At 70.9% G+C, this 18,244-nt stretch carries 15 protein-coding genes; 11 read left to right on the forward strand and 4 right to left on the reverse strand.

Annotated elements, in window-relative coordinates; all coding sequences use genetic code 11:
* A partial coding sequence (locus AC51EU_RS15340; protein WP_496267476.1) for a PspC domain-containing protein occupies positions 1-504 on the reverse strand: 504 nt, incomplete at its 3' end.
* Between the two features lie 280 nt (positions 505-784).
* Here AC51EU_RS15340 and AC51EU_RS15345 point away from each other — a divergent pair.
* From AC51EU_RS15345 to AC51EU_RS15365, 5 genes are all read left to right on the forward strand, one after another.
* Positions 785-2,506, forward strand: coding sequence for a serine/threonine-protein kinase (locus tag AC51EU_RS15345; protein WP_496267477.1), 1,722 nt, complete (start codon positions 785-787; stop codon positions 2,504-2,506).
* A 331-nt stretch (positions 2,507-2,837) separates the two neighbouring features.
* Positions 2,838-3,140: a hypothetical protein gene (locus AC51EU_RS15350; protein WP_496267478.1), complete on the forward strand. Its 303-nt coding sequence runs from the start codon at positions 2,838-2,840 to the stop codon at positions 3,138-3,140.
* A gap of 97 nt (positions 3,141-3,237) precedes the next feature.
* The gene (locus AC51EU_RS15355) at positions 3,238-4,521 is read left to right on the forward strand and encodes a PspC domain-containing protein (protein ID WP_496267479.1); all 1,284 of its coding nucleotides are present in this window, start codon (positions 3,238-3,240) and stop codon (positions 4,519-4,521) included.
* A 97-nt stretch (positions 4,522-4,618) separates the two neighbouring features.
* On the forward strand, positions 4,619-5,398 hold the full coding sequence (locus tag AC51EU_RS15360; protein ID WP_496267480.1) for a LuxR C-terminal-related transcriptional regulator: 780 nt from the start codon (positions 4,619-4,621) through the stop codon (positions 5,396-5,398).
* 257 nt (positions 5,399-5,655) lie between these two features.
* Positions 5,656-6,780 (forward strand): alpha/beta hydrolase, encoded by a 1,125-nt coding sequence (locus tag AC51EU_RS15365; protein WP_496267481.1) that lies wholly within the window; start codon positions 5,656-5,658, stop codon positions 6,778-6,780.
* Here the strand turns inward: AC51EU_RS15365 and AC51EU_RS15370 are convergent.
* A complete protein-coding gene (locus AC51EU_RS15370; RefSeq protein ID WP_496267482.1) occupies positions 6,770-7,228 on the reverse strand; it encodes a GNAT family N-acetyltransferase in 459 nt (152 codons plus the stop codon). The two genes, AC51EU_RS15365 and AC51EU_RS15370, sit on opposite strands and share 11 nt — an antisense overlap.
* Positions 7,229-7,918: 690 nt before the next feature.
* Between AC51EU_RS15370 and AC51EU_RS15375 the strand changes: the two genes are divergently transcribed.
* The 5 genes from AC51EU_RS15375 to pcrA all read left to right on the forward strand — a co-directional run bounded on the left by AC51EU_RS15375 (position 7,919) and on the right by pcrA (position 14,200).
* Positions 7,919-8,278 (forward strand): type VII secretion target, encoded by a 360-nt coding sequence (locus tag AC51EU_RS15375; protein WP_496267483.1) that lies wholly within the window; start codon positions 7,919-7,921, stop codon positions 8,276-8,278.
* A gap of 22 nt (positions 8,279-8,300) precedes the next feature.
* Positions 8,301-10,562, forward strand: coding sequence for a hypothetical protein (locus AC51EU_RS15380; protein ID WP_496267484.1), 2,262 nt, complete (start codon positions 8,301-8,303; stop codon positions 10,560-10,562).
* 61 nt (positions 10,563-10,623) lie between these two features.
* Complete coding sequence (locus tag AC51EU_RS15385; RefSeq protein ID WP_496267485.1) at positions 10,624-11,160, forward strand: hypothetical protein; 537 nt, start codon at positions 10,624-10,626, stop codon at positions 11,158-11,160.
* 88 nt (positions 11,161-11,248) lie between these two features.
* On the forward strand, positions 11,249-11,602 hold the full coding sequence (locus AC51EU_RS15390) for a hypothetical protein (protein ID WP_496267486.1): 354 nt from the start codon (positions 11,249-11,251) through the stop codon (positions 11,600-11,602).
* A gap of 153 nt (positions 11,603-11,755) precedes the next feature.
* Positions 11,756-14,200 (forward strand): DNA helicase PcrA, encoded by a 2,445-nt coding sequence (gene pcrA / locus AC51EU_RS15395; protein WP_496267487.1) that lies wholly within the window; start codon positions 11,756-11,758, stop codon positions 14,198-14,200.
* An 81-nt stretch (positions 14,201-14,281) separates the two neighbouring features.
* Here the strand turns inward: pcrA and AC51EU_RS15400 are convergent, their stop codons facing one another.
* Positions 14,282-15,868 carry a M23 family metallopeptidase gene (locus AC51EU_RS15400; protein ID WP_496267490.1) on the reverse strand — a complete coding sequence of 529 codons (1,587 nt, stop codon included), beginning with the start codon at positions 15,866-15,868 and terminating at the stop codon, positions 14,282-14,284.
* A gap of 570 nt (positions 15,869-16,438) precedes the next feature.
* On the opposite strand from AC51EU_RS15400, the gene AC51EU_RS15405 reads away from it, so the two are divergent.
* Positions 16,439-16,888: a cobalamin B12-binding domain-containing protein gene (locus tag AC51EU_RS15405; protein WP_496267488.1), complete on the forward strand. Its 450-nt coding sequence runs from the start codon at positions 16,439-16,441 to the stop codon at positions 16,886-16,888.
* Positions 16,889-17,059: 171 nt separating this feature from the next.
* Here AC51EU_RS15405 and AC51EU_RS15410 read toward each other — a convergent pair.
* The coding region (locus AC51EU_RS15410; RefSeq protein ID WP_496267489.1) for a DUF5691 domain-containing protein at positions 17,060-18,244 on the reverse strand (1,185 nt) is incomplete at its 5' end.

Consider the following 18,244-nt stretch of genomic DNA (forward strand, 5'->3'; position numbering starts at 1 on the left):
CGGTGGGGCGTCGGCGACGGCCTGGGCGGTCGCCGGGTCCATCGGGCCCGCGCCCTCGGCCCGCGCCCGGTGCCGCGACCAGTACGCGGCGCCGCCCGTCGCCAGCAGCACCAGGATGGTGAAGAACATCAGCGCGCCCTGCCCGAGCGTGGTCAGGAACAGCCCGCAGCCGACGAGCGCGAGCAGCAGCGCCGTCAGCGCCTGCCCCTCGACACGCCCGGAGAGCAGCTTGCGGCCCTCGTTCTCGTCCTCGTCGTCGAGGGGGACGATCAGCCAGGCGAAGCCGTAGGCGATCAGGCCGACGCCGCCCGCGACGGAGAGGACGGCCAGCACGACCCGGAAGACCACCGGATCGAGGTCCCACTGACGGCCGAGCCCCCCGCACACCCCGGCGACCACCTTCTGCCGCCGGCTGCGGCGCAGCGGCGGCTGCGAGGGCTGCGGCGGTACGGGACCGGGGGCGTCGGGGGACGCCGGTTCCCCGGCGGGGGCAGCTGCGTTCATGCCCTCCATGGTGACAAGCCCGCCCCGCCCCCGGCATCCGTGAGAACCCTGGTCGATCCCTGAGATCCACCGATCGGCGGTGGGGCACGGGTGAGGGCCGCGCGGACCTTTACCGGAGCCCCGTCCCTGAACCCCCGTGAGCTTCCCCGCCCCCTATTCCCCTTATCCCCCGAAACGTGCGGGCAGACGTGGGGAAAAGCGCGTGCGGGCGAGGCCGTCGGGTCATGGGCGCCGACTAAGGTTGCGCCCTGAATACGTACGGATTTCCGGAGGGCGCGGGGTGAGGGAGGCGGCTTCGGTGGACGAGGGGCGGCTGGTCGCCGGGCGATACCGTCTGCTCGAACGGATCGGGCAGGGCGGTATGGGCACCGTCTGGCGGGCCCGGGACGAGATCCTGGGCCGCGAGGTCGCCGTCAAGCGCCTCCACGTCCCGCCCCAGCTGGACGCCGATGAACTGGCCACCCGGCACGAACGCACCACCCGGGAGGCGCAGGCCGCCGCGCGCATCAACCACCCCAATGTGGTGGGCGTCCACGACGTCGTCGACGACGAGGGACTGCCCTGCATCGTCATGGAGTACGTGCCGTCCACCACGCTCGGTGACGCCATCAAGGAGGCGGCGCTCGACCACGGCGCGGTGCCGCCGCGCGAGGCCGCCAGGATCGGCCGCGGCATGATCGCCGCACTGCGCGCCGCGCACGCCGCCGGGGTGCTGCACCGTGACGTCAAACCCGGCAACGTCCTCCTCGGCGACGACGGCCGGATCGTGCTGACCGACTTCGGGATCGCCGTCGCCACCGGCACCTCCACCCTCACCAAGACCGGTGAACTGGTCGGCTCCATCGACTACTTGGCCCCCGAACGCGTCAAGGGCGGCACTCCCGGGCCCGCCTCGGACCTGTGGGCCCTGGGCGCGACGCTCTATCAGGCCGTCGAGGGACGCCCGCCGTTCCGGAAGAACACCGCCGTCGAGATCGCGTACGCCATCGCCGTCGACCCCTTGGAGCCGCCGCGCAACGCGGGCCCGCTGGCCCCGCTGATCGAGGCGCTGCTGTCCAAGGAGCCGGAGGACCGTCCGACGGCCGACGCCGTCGAACAGGCCCTGCGCGCGGCGGAGAAGGACGCCGACACCGCCCTGATGGGCCGCCCGGCGCCACTCACGCCCGCCGCCCCCGGGACGGTCGGCCCCGGGACGGTCGGCCCCGAGGACCCCACCCGCCCCGCCGTCCCCGTGCACCCCGGGGAGCCGACCGCCACGGGAACGAACGCCCCCACCGGGAGCACCACGGACACCGGCGGTACGAAGGACACCGGGGTGCCCGCCACCGGCCCCGCCGCCCCCGTACCGGGCCGCCGCAAGCGCCGTACCCGCGTCGCGGCCTGGAGCGCCCTCGGCGTGCTGGCCGTGGGCGGGGGAGCGGGCACCGCCTGGTACCTGGTCCGCCAGTACGACACCCCGGCGCAGGCCGCGGGGGGCTGGTCCGACGAGGTCGCCCCGGTGATGCCCGGGGTCCCGGAGCACAGCGTCGGCCCCCTGCCTCCCACGCCCAAGGGCTTCCACCGTGTCCAGGAACGCGCGATCGGCGTCTCGTTCCCCGTGCCGGACGGCTGGACGCGGAAGGTGCAGGACGGCGGGCGGCAGGTCATATATTTTTCCGACGCCGAACTCGGCCGGCTGACCATCAGCGCCCTGGATTTCGCCTCGGCCGACCAGGTGGAGCACTTCAAGGCCGTCGAGTCGGACTTCAAGGAGCTCTATCCGGTCTACAAGCGCGACCGGCTCCAGGACACCAGCTTCCAGGGCGATCCGGCAGCCATTTGGGAGTTCACCTTCCAGGGCCACGCCCGGGAGCAGTACCGCGGCATCGACCTCGGCTTCGGCCGCGAGGGCGGCAAGGAATACGCCATCTACGTCTCCGCGCCGTCCGCGAACTGGTCGAAGTTCGAGCAGGTCTTCTCGCACGTGAAGGACGGCTTCCGCAGGCTGGAGTCCAGAGGCTGAGCGCTGCGGGCCACGGGCCCTTTGCGTAAAGGCCGCCGATGGTCGCGTTGCGACATCCGGACGCGGGCCCTTTTTGCGTCGAAAATTGTCCGGAATCAATTCCCGCAGTAACGACGCAAACCCTCTGCCGAAGGGATTCGGCCTCACGTTCCGCCCGAGGTGCCCTGCGGTCGTAAGAAAATCAACAGAGGGCGTATCACCGGTGCGGTAGGTTCTGCCGGGCGCTCTCGGATTCCGGTGCCCATCCGGCCGAAGTGTCCTGAGCACGCGCATGACCGGTGTGAACTCGGTGAGGAAACCGAGTCGGAAAGAATCAATGGGGGAAAGCTCCATGAACGACAAGATGCGCACGAAGCGCCGAGGCGGAGCGCTGCGCCGTACAGCCGCCGCCGCGTCTTTGACCCTGATCGTGACGGCCCTGCCCATGGCCCTGGCGACGCCTGCCTCGGCGTCGACCGGAGCGTGCACGAACTACCTGGCCAAGAAGGGCTACAAGGTCGGCCCGGGAGTGAAGAAGGCATGCTCCGTCGGGTCGTCCCCCGGGGGCCCGGTGGGCGACGCCGCATGCTGGTCGGAGCTGGTGGACCTCGGCGTCAAGAGCGACGACGCGAGCAGGGCCTGCGATCTGGCGTAAGCGGCACTGACCGGTGCCACGGCAGGCCGGGGCGCCGGGGTCAACTCAGGGTCTCCCCTGATGCCCCCGCCCCGGCCGCCGTGTGACGATCGAGGGCATGACCAGTGCCCCACCGCGTACCGGGACCGGCCACGCCCCGTCGCAGGACCCCGAAGAACCGCCCGTGCGCAAGCTCTACCGCGCCGCCGACGGGCGGATGCTCGGCGGTGTCGCCCGCGGCCTCGCGGGGCACATCGGTCTGCCCGTCCCCTGGGTCCGGGTCGTCTTCGTCGCCCTCTTCCTGGTCGAGGGCATGGGGGCGGTGTTGTACGCCGCGTTCTGGTTCTTCGTGCCGCTCGGCCTCGGCGGGGTGGAGGAACGGCGTCCCGCCCCGGTGGACGGCAGCCTGCGGCCGCCGGCCAAACGGTTCGACAAGGGGCAGATCGTCGCCCTGGTCGCCCTGCTGATGGGCGCCTCGATCATCGCCTCGAAGGTCCAGCTCGGCCCGGGGAACGGCTACCTCTGGCCGGTCCTGCTGATCGGCGCGGGCGTCGCCCTCGTCTGGCGGCAGGCCGACAACGCCCGCCGCGCGCAGTGGCTGGAGATGGGCCGCCGCAAGGGCGTCCTCCCGGTGCTGCGCGGGGGGGCCGGGGTGCTGCTGGTCGGCGCGGGCGTCACCGGCATCGTCGTGCTCCAGGGCTCCGTCGGGCACCTCGGCTCCGTGCTCCAGGCCGCGCTCGCCGTCGTCGTCGGCATCGCCCTGCTCGCCGGCCCCTACCTCGTCCGGCTGATGCAGGACCTCTCCGAGGAACGGCTGATGCGCATCCGCGCCCAGGAACGCGCCGAGGTCGCCGCCCACGTCCACGACTCCGTCCTGCACACCCTCACCCTCATCCAGCGCAACGCCGACGACGCGCGGGAGGTCGCCCGCCTGGCCCGCGCCCAGGAGCGTGAGCTGCGTGCCTGGCTGTACAAGCCCGAGGGCCGCGGCAAGGACGAGGACGAGGAACCGTCGACGCTCGCGGAGGCGGTCCGCGCCGCCGCCGCCGAGGTCGAGGACCACCACGGCGTCCAGATCGAGGTCGTCGTCGTCGGCGACTGCCCCCTCGACGAGGCCCTCGGCGCCCAGATGCAGGCCGCCCGTGAGGCGATGGTCAACGCGGCCAAGTACGGCGGCGACGGCGGCCCCGTCCAGGTCTTCGCCGAGGTCGAGGGCCGCACGGTCTTCCTCTCCGTACGCGACCGCGGCCCCGGATTCGACCTGGACGCGGTCCCCGCCGACCGCATGGGCGTCCGCGAGTCCATCATCGGCCGCATGGAACGCAACGGCGGCACCGCCCGGCTCCGCTCCGTACCCGGCGGCGGCACGGAGGTCGAGCTGGAGATGGAACGCGCCACGTGACCGCCCGCGGCCGGGGCCGCCGTCCGTCCCTGACGGGACACGGCGGCCCCGCTCACGCGATGATGAACCGGCAGACACCGAGGGACGGACGGAAGAGATGAACAGCGACGGCGCACAGCAGGGCGTGGCCCCCCACGACACCAACGGCGGCCCGGCGCGGGGCGAGGCACCCCACCTCGGCGCCGCGGCCGTGGGAGCGGCCGACGGCCGCGGCGAACGCACCGTACGGGTCGTCCTCGTCGACGACCACCGGATGTTCCGTACCGGCGTCCAGGCCGAGATCGGGGTGACCGACCAGACCGGCGTCGAGGTCGTCGGTGAGGCAGCCGACGTCGACCAGGCGGTCACGGTGATCACCGCCACCCGCCCCGAGGTCGTCCTCCTCGACGTCCATCTGCCCGGCGGCGGCGGCGTCGAGGTGCTGCGCCGCTGCTCCGACCTGATGTCCGCCCCCGACCGCCCGGTCCGCTTCCTCGCGCTGTCGGTGTCCGACGCGGCCGAGGACGTCATCGGCGTCATCCGCGGCGGGGCCCGCGGCTACGTCACCAAGACGATCACCGGCAAGGACCTGGTCGACGCGATCTTCCGGGTCTCCGACGGCGACGCGGTCTTCTCCCCGCGCCTGGCCGGATTCGTCCTCGACGCCTTCGCCTCCACGGACGCACCGCCCGTCGACGAGGACCTCGACCGCCTCACCCAGCGCGAACGCGAGGTGCTGCGCCTGATCGCCCGCGGCTACGCGTACAAGGAGATCGCCAAGCAGCTGTTCATCTCCGTGAAGACCGTCGAGTCCCACGTCTCCGCCGTGCTGCGCAAGCTCCAGCTCTCCAACCGCCACGAACTCACCCGCTGGGCGACCGCCCGCCGGCTGGTGTGACGGGGCCGCCCGGGGACTCCGCAAGGATTCGGCCAGCCGTTCCGCGGTGACCCCGCTCACCCCGGGCCACCGCGGGACGCCCCGCCACCAGCCGTAACGGCGTCCAGGACACCGCCGCACCCATAACCCGTTCGCGCCTCCAGGCAACCCCGGACGGCCGGATCGCCATCTCACCGCGCGGAGAGGCCCGTGGCCGACGGCGGGGCCGTCACCACGCCCACGTCGACCGTGCACACGTCCTGGAAGCGAGATCACCGATGAGCCTGACGGGTACGCCCTTCTTCCTCACCTCGATCGCGCTGCTGGCCGTCGCACTGGTGCTGCCGCTCGCCCTGTGGGGCCGGGTCGGCGGGCCGCGTCTGCTGCGCGGCGCCGCCCGGCTCGTCATGCTGCTGTTCGCGCAGGTCACCGCTGTCGTCCTGGTCTTCGTCCTGGTCAACAACGCCAACAATCTCTACGACTCCTGGGACGACCTCCTCGGCACCGGCGACCACGTCCAGGCGGCCCGTGACCTCGGCCCGGACGGCATGGGCGGACGGCAGGTGCAGGACGCGTCACACGCGCCCCAGCCGTTCCGGCCCGCCGACGACCCGGTGGTCGGCCCCGGCGTGCGGATGACCAGCCTCGACGGGAAGATCTCGGGCGTCAGCGGCGAGGTGTACGTCTGGCTGCCGCCGCAGTACGACGACCCCGCGTACCGCGACAAGAAGTTCCCGGTCGTCGAGCTGCTGCCGGGCTACCCGGGCTCGTCGAAGTCCTGGATGGGCACGCTCGCCGCGGGGCGGCAGCTCGCACCGCTGATGGAGAACGGCCAGGTCAAGCCGTTCATCCTGGTCGCGCCGCGCACCACGCTCCTCGGCGACGCCGACACCGGCTGCGTCAACATCCCCGGCAAGGTCAACGCCGACAGCTGGCTGACCGTCGACGTCCGCCAGATGATCATCGACACGTTCCGGGCCGGCGACGGACCCGGGTCCTGGGCACTGGCCGGCTACTCGGCGGGCGCCCACTGCGCCGCCAAACTGGCCCTCGCCCACCCGGACCGCTACCGCGCCGCCGTCGCCATGTCCGGCTACAACGACCCGGCGATCGAACCGAGTTCCCTGGCCGGCCGGGACCCCGAGCTCCGCACCGGGACCAACCCCCTCACCCTCCTCAAGGCCGCCAACGCCGCCGGCCGCCCGCCCCGTACGGCCCTCTACGTCTCGGGCGCCTCGGGCGACGGCTACCAGGCCGGCCTCGCCCTCCAGCAACTGGCGAAGAAGCCCACCACGGTGACCGTCCGGGAGATACCGGCGAACGCCGGCGGCCACACCTCGGTCGTGTGGAAGAACCAGGTCCCTGACATCTTCCGCTGGCTCAGCGGTCAACTCACCCCCTGAGAACCGCCTCCGTCACCGGAGCACACAACCGCCACCCCAACGCCTCGTACAACGCCCGCCCCTGCGGACTGGCCACCAGCACTCCTTGACGCGCCCCCTGCCCCACACCCCACGCGGACAACGCCGCCATCACCGCACTCCCCAGCCCCCGCCGCCGATGCCCGTCCTCCGTACCGATCATGTCGAAGACAACGGAACGGAGCCCCTCACCGGCCCCCGCCCCGACGAGCCGGCCCGGCCGCTCGCCGCGGTGGCGCCGGTACGGGTGAGGACTCGGACCTCGATGGGGCCGGGGGCGGTGGGGCCGGGGGTGTTGAGGGTGTCGTGCGGGGGTTCCCGGCGGTCGGTGTCGTGCCGGGCTTCCCGCCGAGCGATATCGGTCAGGGCTTCCCGCCGACCGGTTCCGTCCGGAACCTCCCACGCGCCGGAGCTGTCCAGAGCCTCCCACCGGTAACCGGGCGGCAGCTCGGGCCCGGCCCCCGCACGGCCTGCCCCCATGAGATCGACGGACATCAAATACGGCGGCTCACTGACAGCCCACCCGTCGGGCAGAAACGCCTCGACCACCTCCCGCCCGGCACACACTTTGAGCCAGACGTCCGGGCCGTCGATCTTCCTCACCACGTCCCGCAGCACCTCCGGCACCACCCCCGGCAGCACATACCGCGCCCGATGCCCCGGCCGCCCCACCTCGATCCGCTACCCGCCACGCACCCTCACCGGCATATCCGTCCCCCGGGTCCGCGCCCACCCCTCGACCCACACCCCGACCACTTCGGCAAGCCCGTCCCCAGGACGACCACCGACGACGCAATCCATCCGCTGCCCCTGTGTCATGGGCGCGACACTAGGCGCCTCCCCTGCCCGGCCGCCGGGATTCATGCCTTTCCGGCCGTTGGATCACGGGGCCGCCCGCTCCGTACGCGGACCGCGTCGTAGCACACCAGGGCGGTGGCCGGTTTTCTTCCTGAATTCCAGGTCCGGCGGGTGAAGTCCGCCCGCCATCCCATAAAAGCTTCACTTCGCCCTGTGTTAGGGTGACGCCGCCACGGACATGGGGAAAACTTTACCCAGCGGTATGTTGTTGGGTAATTTCGCGTGCAGGATTCACGTGCGGGAAACGGGGGGATTCGCGGTCATGCCCAACGGGGCGAATGGTTCCGGTACGACGCAGGTCGATGATCCGGCATCACTGAAGCAGGCGGGGCGAGGGGCCAATGAAATGGCGGGCGACGTGAAAACGGCAGGCTCGCGGGCCGAGGACTCCACGAGGGGTGCCGCTTCCACGCTGAAGGGCGGGTCCTGGGACGGTTCATTGGGGACGGCGATGGAAAAGGCACTCGAAACCTGGAAGAGTCAGACCGCTTCGCTGGTGAACAAATGCCTTGCATTGAACGACAAATGTATCGCCACGGCGGACAACTACACCCGTACCGAGGACGGCAATGTGCGACAGATCGCATCGGTGCCGCCTCCGGGTGCCAGCCCCTTCGGTTGATTCGCTCAGGGAGTCATGAGTCGTGCCCACTTTTGAACAGCTTTACAACCTCGACCTCGGCAGGCTGAAAAGCGCCGCCGAGGAGTGGGGTGACATGGCGAACAAGTTCAAGGCGCTGGCGGACGAGATGTCCGGCAGAGTGGACCAGCCCTTCAAGAGAGCCGGCTGGAGGGGTTCCGACGGGACCTCTGAATCCGCTTCCCAACTCGTGCGGTCGACCGGTCAGGAGATAAAGGACGCCGAGACCGAGGCCCGGGCGGTCCAGAAGGTGCTGGCCGGCGCGCACACCGATCTGGAGCAGTGCAAGCGAAACCTGCACAGGCTGGTCGACGAAGAGGCCAAGAAGCGGAAAGTGCACGTCAGTCGCACAGGAGAAGTCACGTCGACGGAAGAGGAAGAGGGCGGCGACCCCTTCGGCGGGGCCGGGAATCTGAGCAATGTGGACATCGTCCGGGCCCTGATCGGTTCGGTCCTGGACGAGGCCGACGAAATCGATGCGAGTGCTTCACGGGCGTTGAACCACAACGTCGGCTCCGACAAGAGCGATTTCAACTCCAAGGTCTATACCTCGCTGGACTCTGCCGACGCCGATTACGCGGCCGACCTGCTCAACAAGGGGTCGAAGCTCTCGGAAGCGGAGCTGAAGGAACTCAACAGGATCCTTGCCCGGAGGCGGGACGACCCCGAGTTCGCCACGACCTTCTACGGAAAGCTCGGGCCGGAGAAGTCGCTGCGGCAGTACGGCAACATCCTCCTTTCCGCCGGCCAGAGCGATACGCGCAAGCGCCTCCTTGCGGACCTTCAGGAGGGCATGGGCAAGACGCTGGCCACGGCCACCGACCCCGACCGGAAGCCCCACCTTCCGGAAAGCTGGTCGGCCGAGCTGCGCAAGGTCGGTGCCGAGCGCATCCAGCTGGACAAGCGTGTCGTGCTGGACAACTGGAACATCAAGAAGATGTCCGAGGACGGGGTCTACGGCTACCAGCTCCTCGGCGGGTTGCTCCGCCAGGGAGGGGAGTACGACTCGCACTTCCTCGCACCCATCGCCGAACATGTGACGCAGCTGAATCAGCGGCATCCGGGAATGTTCGATTACTACCAGGGCCCCATGAGTTCCAGTCCGCTGGACTTCGACCCGACCAGCGACCGTGGCGGTGACAACGAGCCTCTGAACGGGGTCATGGAGGCCCTTGGCCACAGTCCCGAAGCCGCCAAGGACTTCTTCACCGGCCCCATGCACGAGTACCGCGACGACGGGACCGTGGCGGGGAAGCTCGCCAAGATCGGGGACAAGGGCAGCTACCTCGACTACCTCACCGGCCTGGACACCGACCACCTTCCCGGAACCAACACCAATGTCAACGGCTCGTCGGAAGCCTTCCCTGATGCGCTGGGGCACGCCCTTGAGGCCGCCACCACGGGCCGGGACTGGGAGGACTCCTCGAACACGCCGTCACCCAGGCACACGTCGGAACAGGCGAAACTCGCGCAGCAGGTGGTGGAAAAGTTCGGAGGCAAGGACGGCCCCGCCCTGCTGAACGGCAAGGACGGCGCCCCCTTCGAGGTCATGCGCGACAGCCTCGGCAACATCGCCGCCGAGTACATGGGGGATGTGCAGCGGGCCATCTCGATGGACAACGGCCTGCCCACTCATGGTGTTGCCGCTCACCTGGATCCCGCAGCCACGAGTGCTTTTCTCTCCCAGGTGGGCCAGGACCCTGCGGCCTATTCTTCGATCACCGCTTCGCAGCAGGCATACTCTGCTGCGCTGGTGAATGAGGCGATGAACGCTCGCACGGATTCCGAAGTTTCCGTTTCGCAGCGAGTCGCGAGCGCAGTCCAGCCTGGGGCGATCATTTCTGGAATCATGAGCGAGGCGCGTGCGGAGGCAATATTTGATACGCATCGGGCCAACGACGAAGCGTTCAATGAGCAAAGAGAGAAGGGGATCAAATGGATCGGGCGAGGGCTGGGAATGGCTGCCGGCTCGATCAAGACGCCGGGTGTCAGTGACATCGCGGGGTGGGGGATCGAGGAGATCCAGGAAAGCGTCGTGAAGAGCATTAAGCGGGACACCACCGATGCGGCGCAGTACGAAGCGGGGGAGCGTTACACGCTGGGCGAGGCGGAAGCGCGCCGGTCGGCCCAAGCAGCGGTGGAGCAGGCCGGAAAGCACGGGGACTGTAGTCCTGACACGCTGCGTGACCTCAAGAGAGTTGCCTCCCGTGAGGCGGCGGACGGGCATGCCGTCGGGGCGAAGAGGGAGGACAGCCGCCATGGATGAGTGTGCGGACGGAGTGCGAGGGGCCGTCGTCGGAAGCAGGGGGCGGCGATACGGCGTTTCCGTGGCGGCCACCATGATGTCGATCGGTCTGCTGGTGACGGGGTGCGGTGTCCAGAAGGAGGGCGAGCGGCGGGATTACGCGATTCCGTCGGAGCTGTGCGGCGTTCCCGTGAGCAAGGAGAAGGTGCGCCCTCTGCTGCGTCCTGGGCGTGTGCTCAAGATCGCGGAAGACAAGTTGAACGACGGAAAAGAACTCTCGTACTGCGAGGTCAGGGTCGACGGCGCGCTGAGTATGCTGGTATCTGTCGCTCGCCCCACGGAGAAGGTCACAGCGAAGCGTTACGTTCAGAAATACCGTGGCATTCGCGAATCGGCGATCGGTGTGGATGGTTCCGGGAAGTTCGCTCATTACCAGAACCGGGTATACGGAGTGGCGGATTGTCCCAAGGATTCCCCTGGAGGAGAGAAGGGCAAGGAGGGTAGCTACGTCATGGGTATTTCAGGGTTCTACCCGGACCACACCGAAAAGCGGCAACTGCTCAGTGCGATCTTCCTCCAGGACTTCCTCCCGAGGGCCGCCAAGGACGACGGCTGCTGATCACCTCGCCCCGTGCCGTCCAGGGCCTCCCGTCCGGAAGGCCCACCTGCCCGAAAGGGTGTGCGGGGCGGCGGATACCATCCGTGATATGGACGTACTGACCCATGTCTTCGTCGGCCTGCACATCATCGGTATCGCCTCGCTCCTGGGTGGCTTCCTGACCCAGATGAAGGTGATGGGGGCGGGTGCCGCCCGGATCGTGCCGGCCATGCTGCACGGTGCGCTCACGATGCTGGTGACCGGCATCGTGCTGGTGGGGCTGCACCAGGCCCAGGGCCACAGCGTCAACAACATCAAGATCGGCGTGAAGATGGCCGTGCTGGTGGTGATCCTGGCGCTGGTCTACGTCAAGCGGGACGAGGAGAAGGTCGCCAAGCCGGTCTTCGGCGCGGTCGGCGGGCTGACCATGCTCAACATCTTCATCGCGGTGCTCTGGACCTGAGCGGAGGGCCCTGCGGGGCCGGTACGTCCGAGGGGCGGGGCCGCACGACATGGTTCGTGCGGCCCCGCTCCCGTATGCCGGGCGGGCCGGGCGGCGCCCGTTGTCCGGACTCCGCCGCCGGTTGACGGTGGGGCGGCCTAGACTCGGTGGGCGATGAGCAGCCTCTTTGACGACAGCTTCCTGGCGGACCTCGGCCCCCCGGACGAGGAGCCCCCGCCGCCGCCCGAGGACGAGCACGGCCCGGCCCCGGAGGAGGTCCCGCACGACCTCTTCGGCGGCAGGTTCGACGCTCCGGCGCACCGGGACGCGTACTACCGCGACGGTGCCGCCCGGCCCGCCGTCGATCCGGCGACCCTCCTGGAGGGGCTGAACGACGCGCAGCGGGCGGCCGTGGTCCACACCGGCAGTCCGCTGCTGATCGTCGCCGGAGCCGGCTCCGGCAAGACCCGGGTGCTCACCCACCGCATCGCCCATCTCCTCGGCGCGCGCCATGTCCACCCCGGCCAGATCCTCGCGATCACCTTCACCAACAAGGCCGCGGGTGAGATGAAGGAGCGCGTGGAGGAGCTGGTCGGCCCGCGCGCCCACGCCATGTGGGTCTCCACCTTCCACAGCGCCTGCGTCCGCATCCTGCGCCGCGAGTCGAAGAAGCTGGGCTTCACCTCGTCCTTCTCGATCTACGACGCGGCCGACGCGAAGCGCCTGATGGCGCTGGTCTGCCGTGATCTCGATCTGGACCCCAAGCGCTTCCCGCCCAAGTCCTTCAGCGCGAAGATCTCCAACCTCAAGAACGAGCTCATCGACGAGGAGACCTTCGCCGAGCAGGCGGCCGACGGTTTTGAGAAGACGCTCGCCGAGGCGTACCGCATGTACCAGGGACGGCTGCGCGAGGCCAACGCCCTGGACTTCGACGACATCATCATGACGACGGTCCATCTGCTCCAGGCGTTCCCGGACGTCGCCGAGCACTACCGCCGCCGCTTCCGGCACGTCATGGTCGACGAGTACCAGGACACCAACCACGCCCAGTACACCCTCGTCCGCGAGCTGGTCGGCCCCGGGGAGGACGCCGCCGAGCTGTGCGTCGTCGGTGACGCCGACCAGTCGATCTACGCCTTCCGCGGCGCCACGATCCGCAACATCCTCCAGTTCGAGGAGGACTACCCGGACGCCACCACGATCCTGCTGGAGCAGAACTACCGCTCCACCCAGACGATCCTCCACGCCGCCAACGCCGTCATCGAGCGCAACGAGAACCGCCGCCCCAAGAACCTCTGGACGGACGCCGGCAGCGGCTCCAAGATCGTCGGCTATGTCGCGGACACCGAGCACGACGAGGCCCAGTTCGTCGCCGACGAGATCGACCGGCTGACCGACTCCGGCGACGCCAAGGCCGGCGATGTCGCCGTCTTCTACCGCACCAACGCCCAGTCCCGTGTCTTCGAAGAGATCATGATCCGGGTCGGGCTGCCCTACAAGGTCGTCGGCGGCGTCCGCTTCTATGAGCGCAAGGAGGTCCGTGACGTCCTCGCGTACCTGCGCGTCCTCGCCAACCCCGAGGACACCGTCCCGCTGCGCCGCATCCTCAACGTCCCCAAGCGCGGCATCGGCGAACGCGCCGAAGCCATGATCGACGCCCTCTCCGCCCGCGAGAAGATCACCTTCCCGCAGGCGCTGCGCCGCGTCGACGAGGCGTACGGAATGGCCGCCCGCTCCGCCAACGCCGTCCGCCGCTTCAACACGCTGATGGAGGAGCTGCGGACCGTCGTCGAGTCCGGCGCGGGCCCGGCCACGGTCCTGGAGGCCGTCCTCGAACGCACCGGCTACCTCGCCGAACTCCAGGCGTCCACCGATCCGCAGGACGAGACCCGGATCGAGAACCTCCAGGAACTCGCCGCCGTGGCCCTGGAGTTCGAACAGGACCGCGACGAGGACAATCCCGGCACCCTCGCCGACTTCCTGGAGCAGGTCGCCCTGGTCGCCGACTCCGACCAGATCCCGGACGAGGACGAGGAGGGCAGCGGCGTCGTCACGCTGATGACCCTCCACACCGCCAAGGGCCTGGAGTTCCCGGTCGTCTTCCTCACCGGCATGGAGGACGGCGTCTTCCCGCACATGCGCTCCCTCGGCCAGACCAAGGAGCTGGAGGAGGAGCGCCGGCTCGCCTACGTCGGCATCACCCGCGCCCGCGAGCGGCTGTACGTCACCCGCTCGACGATGCGCAGCGCCTGGGGCCAGCCCTCGTACAACCCGCCCTCGCGGTTCCTGGAGGAGATCCCCGACACCTACGTCGAGTGGAAGCGCACGGGACCGGCGACGCCCTCCGCGTCGATGGGCGGGCTGTCGGGCGGGGGCGGCATCGGCGCGACGCTGTCGTCGGCACGGGCCAAGGGGCCGAGCGGCTTCGCGACCCGCCGGGCCAAGGACCGGCCGGTGGTGTCGCTGGCCGTCGGCGACCGCGTCACGCACGACAGCTTCGGGCTCGGCACGGTCATGGCCGTCAAGGGCAGCGGCGACAACGCGGAGGCGACGATCGACTTCGGCGGGGAGAAGCCGAAGCGGCTGCTGCTGCGGTACGCGCCGGTCGAGAAGCTCTGACGGGGCCGCGGGGCCCGGCCGTGGCGCCGGGCCCGTACGCGCCCGCGGCCGGTCGGTTCTCCGGCCGCCGGGCGCCCCGGCTCAGTTCGGGTCGAGGCCGTGGGCGCGGAGCCAGGGCAGGGGGTCGATCGGGGTGCCGCCGCCGGGGCGGACCTCGAAGTGCAGGTGCGGGCCCGTGGAATTGCCGGAGTTGCCGGAGTAGGCGATCTGCTCACCGGCCTTGACCTGCCCCGAGCGAACCCTGGTGCTGCTGAGGTGGCAGTACCAGGTCTCGGTGCCGTCGGGCGCGGTGACGATGGCCATGTTGCCGTACGCGGAGTTCCACTGCGTCCGTACGGTCCCGTCGGTCGCCGCCTTCACGGGCGTGCCGTAACTGACGGGGAAGTCGATGCCGGTGTGCACCGACATCCAGTTGACGCCCGCCTGCCCGAACATCGCGCTCAGCCCGTGCTGGGCCACCGGCAGCAGGAACTTCGGGCGCTCGGCCTCCTTCCGGGCCGCTTCCTCCTCCTTGCGCTTCTTCTCGGCGGCCTGCCGCGCCTTGAGGTCGATGCGCTCCTGGGCGCGGTTCGCCCGGTCGGCGAAGTCGTCGGCGCCCGCGCTGAGCCCGGTGAGCTGGCTGTCGAGCTGCTTGTTCGCGGCGGCGGCCCGGACGGTGCCGGCGCCGGTGTCCGGTGCGGCCTTGGCGGTCGTGTCGCCCTTGTCGTCCCCGCCGAACCCGGTGACCCCCGCCGCGGCGACCGCGCAGACCCCCATGGCGGCGACCGACGGAACGGCGACGGTCAGCAGCGCCGACCGCTTCGCCGTACGGCGGCGGCTCCGGCCACCGGCGCTCCTGCCCTCGTCGGACGGCGCGGTGAGCGGGACGACCGGGGTCATCTGGGTCGGCGCGTCGGCGACGGCAGCGGCGGCATCGGGAGCGGCGGCAGGGGAGTGCGGGCCGGGGGCCTCGTACCGGTCGTCGCCCGCGTAGGCGTCGCCCGTGTACGCGGCGTCCGGCGCCGGGCCGGACTGCGGCGGGACGCCGGGGAACAGCTCCGGTTCCACGGCGGCCCAGATCGCGGTCGCCTCATGATCCTCGGGCACGGCGGCCCAGACGGCGGTGGCCTCGTGGTCGTCGGCCTCCCGCAGCGCGGTGGCCGTCGTCCCGGCGGCGAAGCCGGTGCCGTAGGTGTCCGTGCCGTACGGGCCCGCGGCGTACGGGGCGGTGCCGTCGTCGCGTGTGCCGTACGCCCCGGTGCCGTAGGGGTCGCCGTGGACGGGGTCCCCGTGGGTGTGGTGGGCGTACGGGTCGTAGGCCGCGGTCTCCTGCGCGTCGTGCGGGTAGCCGACGGAACCGTAGGCGTTGGTGGGGTAGGGGGTGGTGTCGTAGGTGCCCGGGGCGCCGTGGGCGGTGGTGTCGTACGGGCCGGGCGGGAAGGCGTCCGCGCCGAGCGGGCCGAAGTCGTAGGCGGCGGTCGCCGGGTAGCCGTCCGCGGTGTGCGGGGCGGTGGCGTACGGGCCGTTGGCGTCGTGGGCGCCGGGGAAGGCGCCGAAGAGGGGGTCCGCGCCGTCGTGGGCGGGAGGGTGCTGCTGCCCGGAGGCGGTGTGGGCCGGGCCCGGCGGACAGAAGGCGCCGGGATCCGGGGCGGTCGGATACGGGTTCTCCGACGGGTGACGGTTGTTCACCACCGACTTCTCTTTCGCCTCGGCAGCAGGAGAATTAGCGGCGACTGTACCGGGCGGTTCGCGGCGGCGACAATCGTCCACAGGTTTCAGCATCGGCGGCAGCGGGCATTTGGCCGCGTTTCGGCGGTGGGCATGCGTGTTCTTGGCGCCAGGTTCGAGGAATGTTCGATGCGGTGGGGGTGACGAGGCGTCCCACAGGTATCGGATCGTCCCATCCGTTTCGGGTGTCTCGCTGGTGTTGGATCGTCTCAGGGTTGTTCAATCGCCCCGGTGGTGCCGGGGAGTCCCAGCAGTATCGCCGCGGCCCGGAGCCGGGGTCGGCCCGGCGCCGTGCCGACCGGTGTCGAGGCGGCGCGTGGCGGTCGGTGGTGACGTGGCCTGCCGGCGAACACCGTGCGTAGCAGGCGTGTCCCGTGTGTGATTTCCCCCTCGGTGGATGTCGCGGAACGGCCCGGTGCGGGATGCTGGGGATAACGTTCGTTCACTCGTGGCCGCCGATCGCGGTCGCGCGATCGGTTGTCGGCTCGGCGGCACCGCACGACGCGTGCCGTGCATGGCTTGGAGGCAGTGATGGGTGTGGCGCGTGACGGAGCGCAAGCGGGGGGCCAGGGCGGCATCTCGGGGCCGATCCGTGTCGTGGTGGCCAAGCCGGGCCTCGACGGGCACGATCGCGGGGCCAAGGTCATCGCGCGGGCACTGCGCGACGCCGGCATGGAGGTCATCTACACCGGGCTGCACCAGACCCCCGAGCAGATCGTCGACACCGCGATCCAGGAGGACGCCGACGCCATCGGGCTCTCCATCCTCTCCGGTGCCCACAACACCCTGTTCGCGAAGGTGCTCGCGTTGCTGGAGGAGCGCGACGCGGCGGACATCAAGGTCTTCGGCGGCGGCATCATCCCCGAGGCGGACATCCCGCTGCTGAAGGAGCAGGGCGTGGCGGAGATCTTCACGCCCGGGGCGACGACCACCTCGATCGTGGAGTGGGTCACCGCGAACATCCGCCCGCTGGCGGTCTGACCCCGTACCGGACGACCTTCCGGGGCCCGTGTGAGGGACGGGCCCCGGAAGGCGGCGCGCGGACCGGGCGAACCGGCGGCGGGCGGACCTTCACCGGCCCGGAGTCCGGCGCTGCCACGGCCGGATGCGGGGCGGACCCCGGGGCGGGCGGTGCGACTGTTGCGGCCCGGATCATGAGGTGCTGGTGGGGGAGCCGGGGGCCGGTGTGTGGCCGGGGCCGGTTTCCGTAGGCGCGGTGGCGGCGGGCTCGGGACGGCCGGCGAGTTCGGCGTGCAGGGTGGCCCGCAGACGCAGGGTGCCGACCAGGCGCTGGAACGCCTCGGACCAGTAGCCGCCGGAGCCCGGAGAGGCGCCCTCCGGGTCGTCCACCACGGCCGTGAGCATGTCCAGCCGGTCCGCGGCCGCCGGATCGAGGCAGCGCTCCGCCAGGCCCATCACCCCGCTGAAACTCCACGGGTAGCTGCCCGCGTCCCGGGCTATGTCCAGCGCGTCGACGACCGCCCGGCCCAGCGGCTCGGACCAGGGCACCGCGCAGGCCCCCAGCATCCGGAACGCGTCGGACAGCCCGTGCGCCGACACGAACTCGGCCACCCACAAGGCACGTTCGTCGTCCGGCAGCACCGTCAGCAGCTTCGCGAGATCCCGGGCCGAACCGCCCTCCGTCCCGTCGGCGGACACGGGCGGAGTGGTGGGCGCGCCCAGCAGCGCCCGCGCCCAGGCCGCGTCCCGCTGCCGCACCGCCGCGCGGCACCAGGCGTCGTGCAGCTCGGTGCGCCAGCCGTCGGCGACCGGCAGCGCGACGATCTCCGCCGGTTCGCGGCCCCCGAACCACGTGCGCCAGCCCTCCAGCGGGGCCGCCTCCACCACCTGGCCGAGCCACCAGGAGCGCTCGCCCCGCCCGGACGGCGGTCTGGCCACCACCCCGTCGCGCTGCATCCCGGCGTCGCACGCCGACGGCGCCGCGACGACGAGCAACGGACCGGCCTCCGGCACGTCGTCGGGCGCGCGGTCCAGGGTGACGCAGCGACGGGCGCGCTCGGCCATCCGGGACGCGAGCGCCGAACCGGGCAGTGCGGACAACAGCTCGGCGGCCGTGGCCCGGACATTGCGGCTGCGGTCGGACAACGCCTGCTCCAGGAACGGCTCGTCGTCCGCCGACAGCCCCTCGCGCAACATGTCGAGGAACACCAGCCGGTCCTCCGCCCGCTCCGCCGCCCAACCGCTCTCCAGCAGCGCGAGGCCGTCGGCCGGCGCGCGCCGGCGCAGCGACGCCAGCAGCGCCACCCGCTCCGTGAACAGGCCCTCCTCCCACCGCCGCCGTACGTCCTCGAGGCCGTCGGCGGGCGCCGCGGCGCG

The sequence above is a fragment of the Candidatus Streptomyces philanthi genome (genome assembly GCF_059553635.1).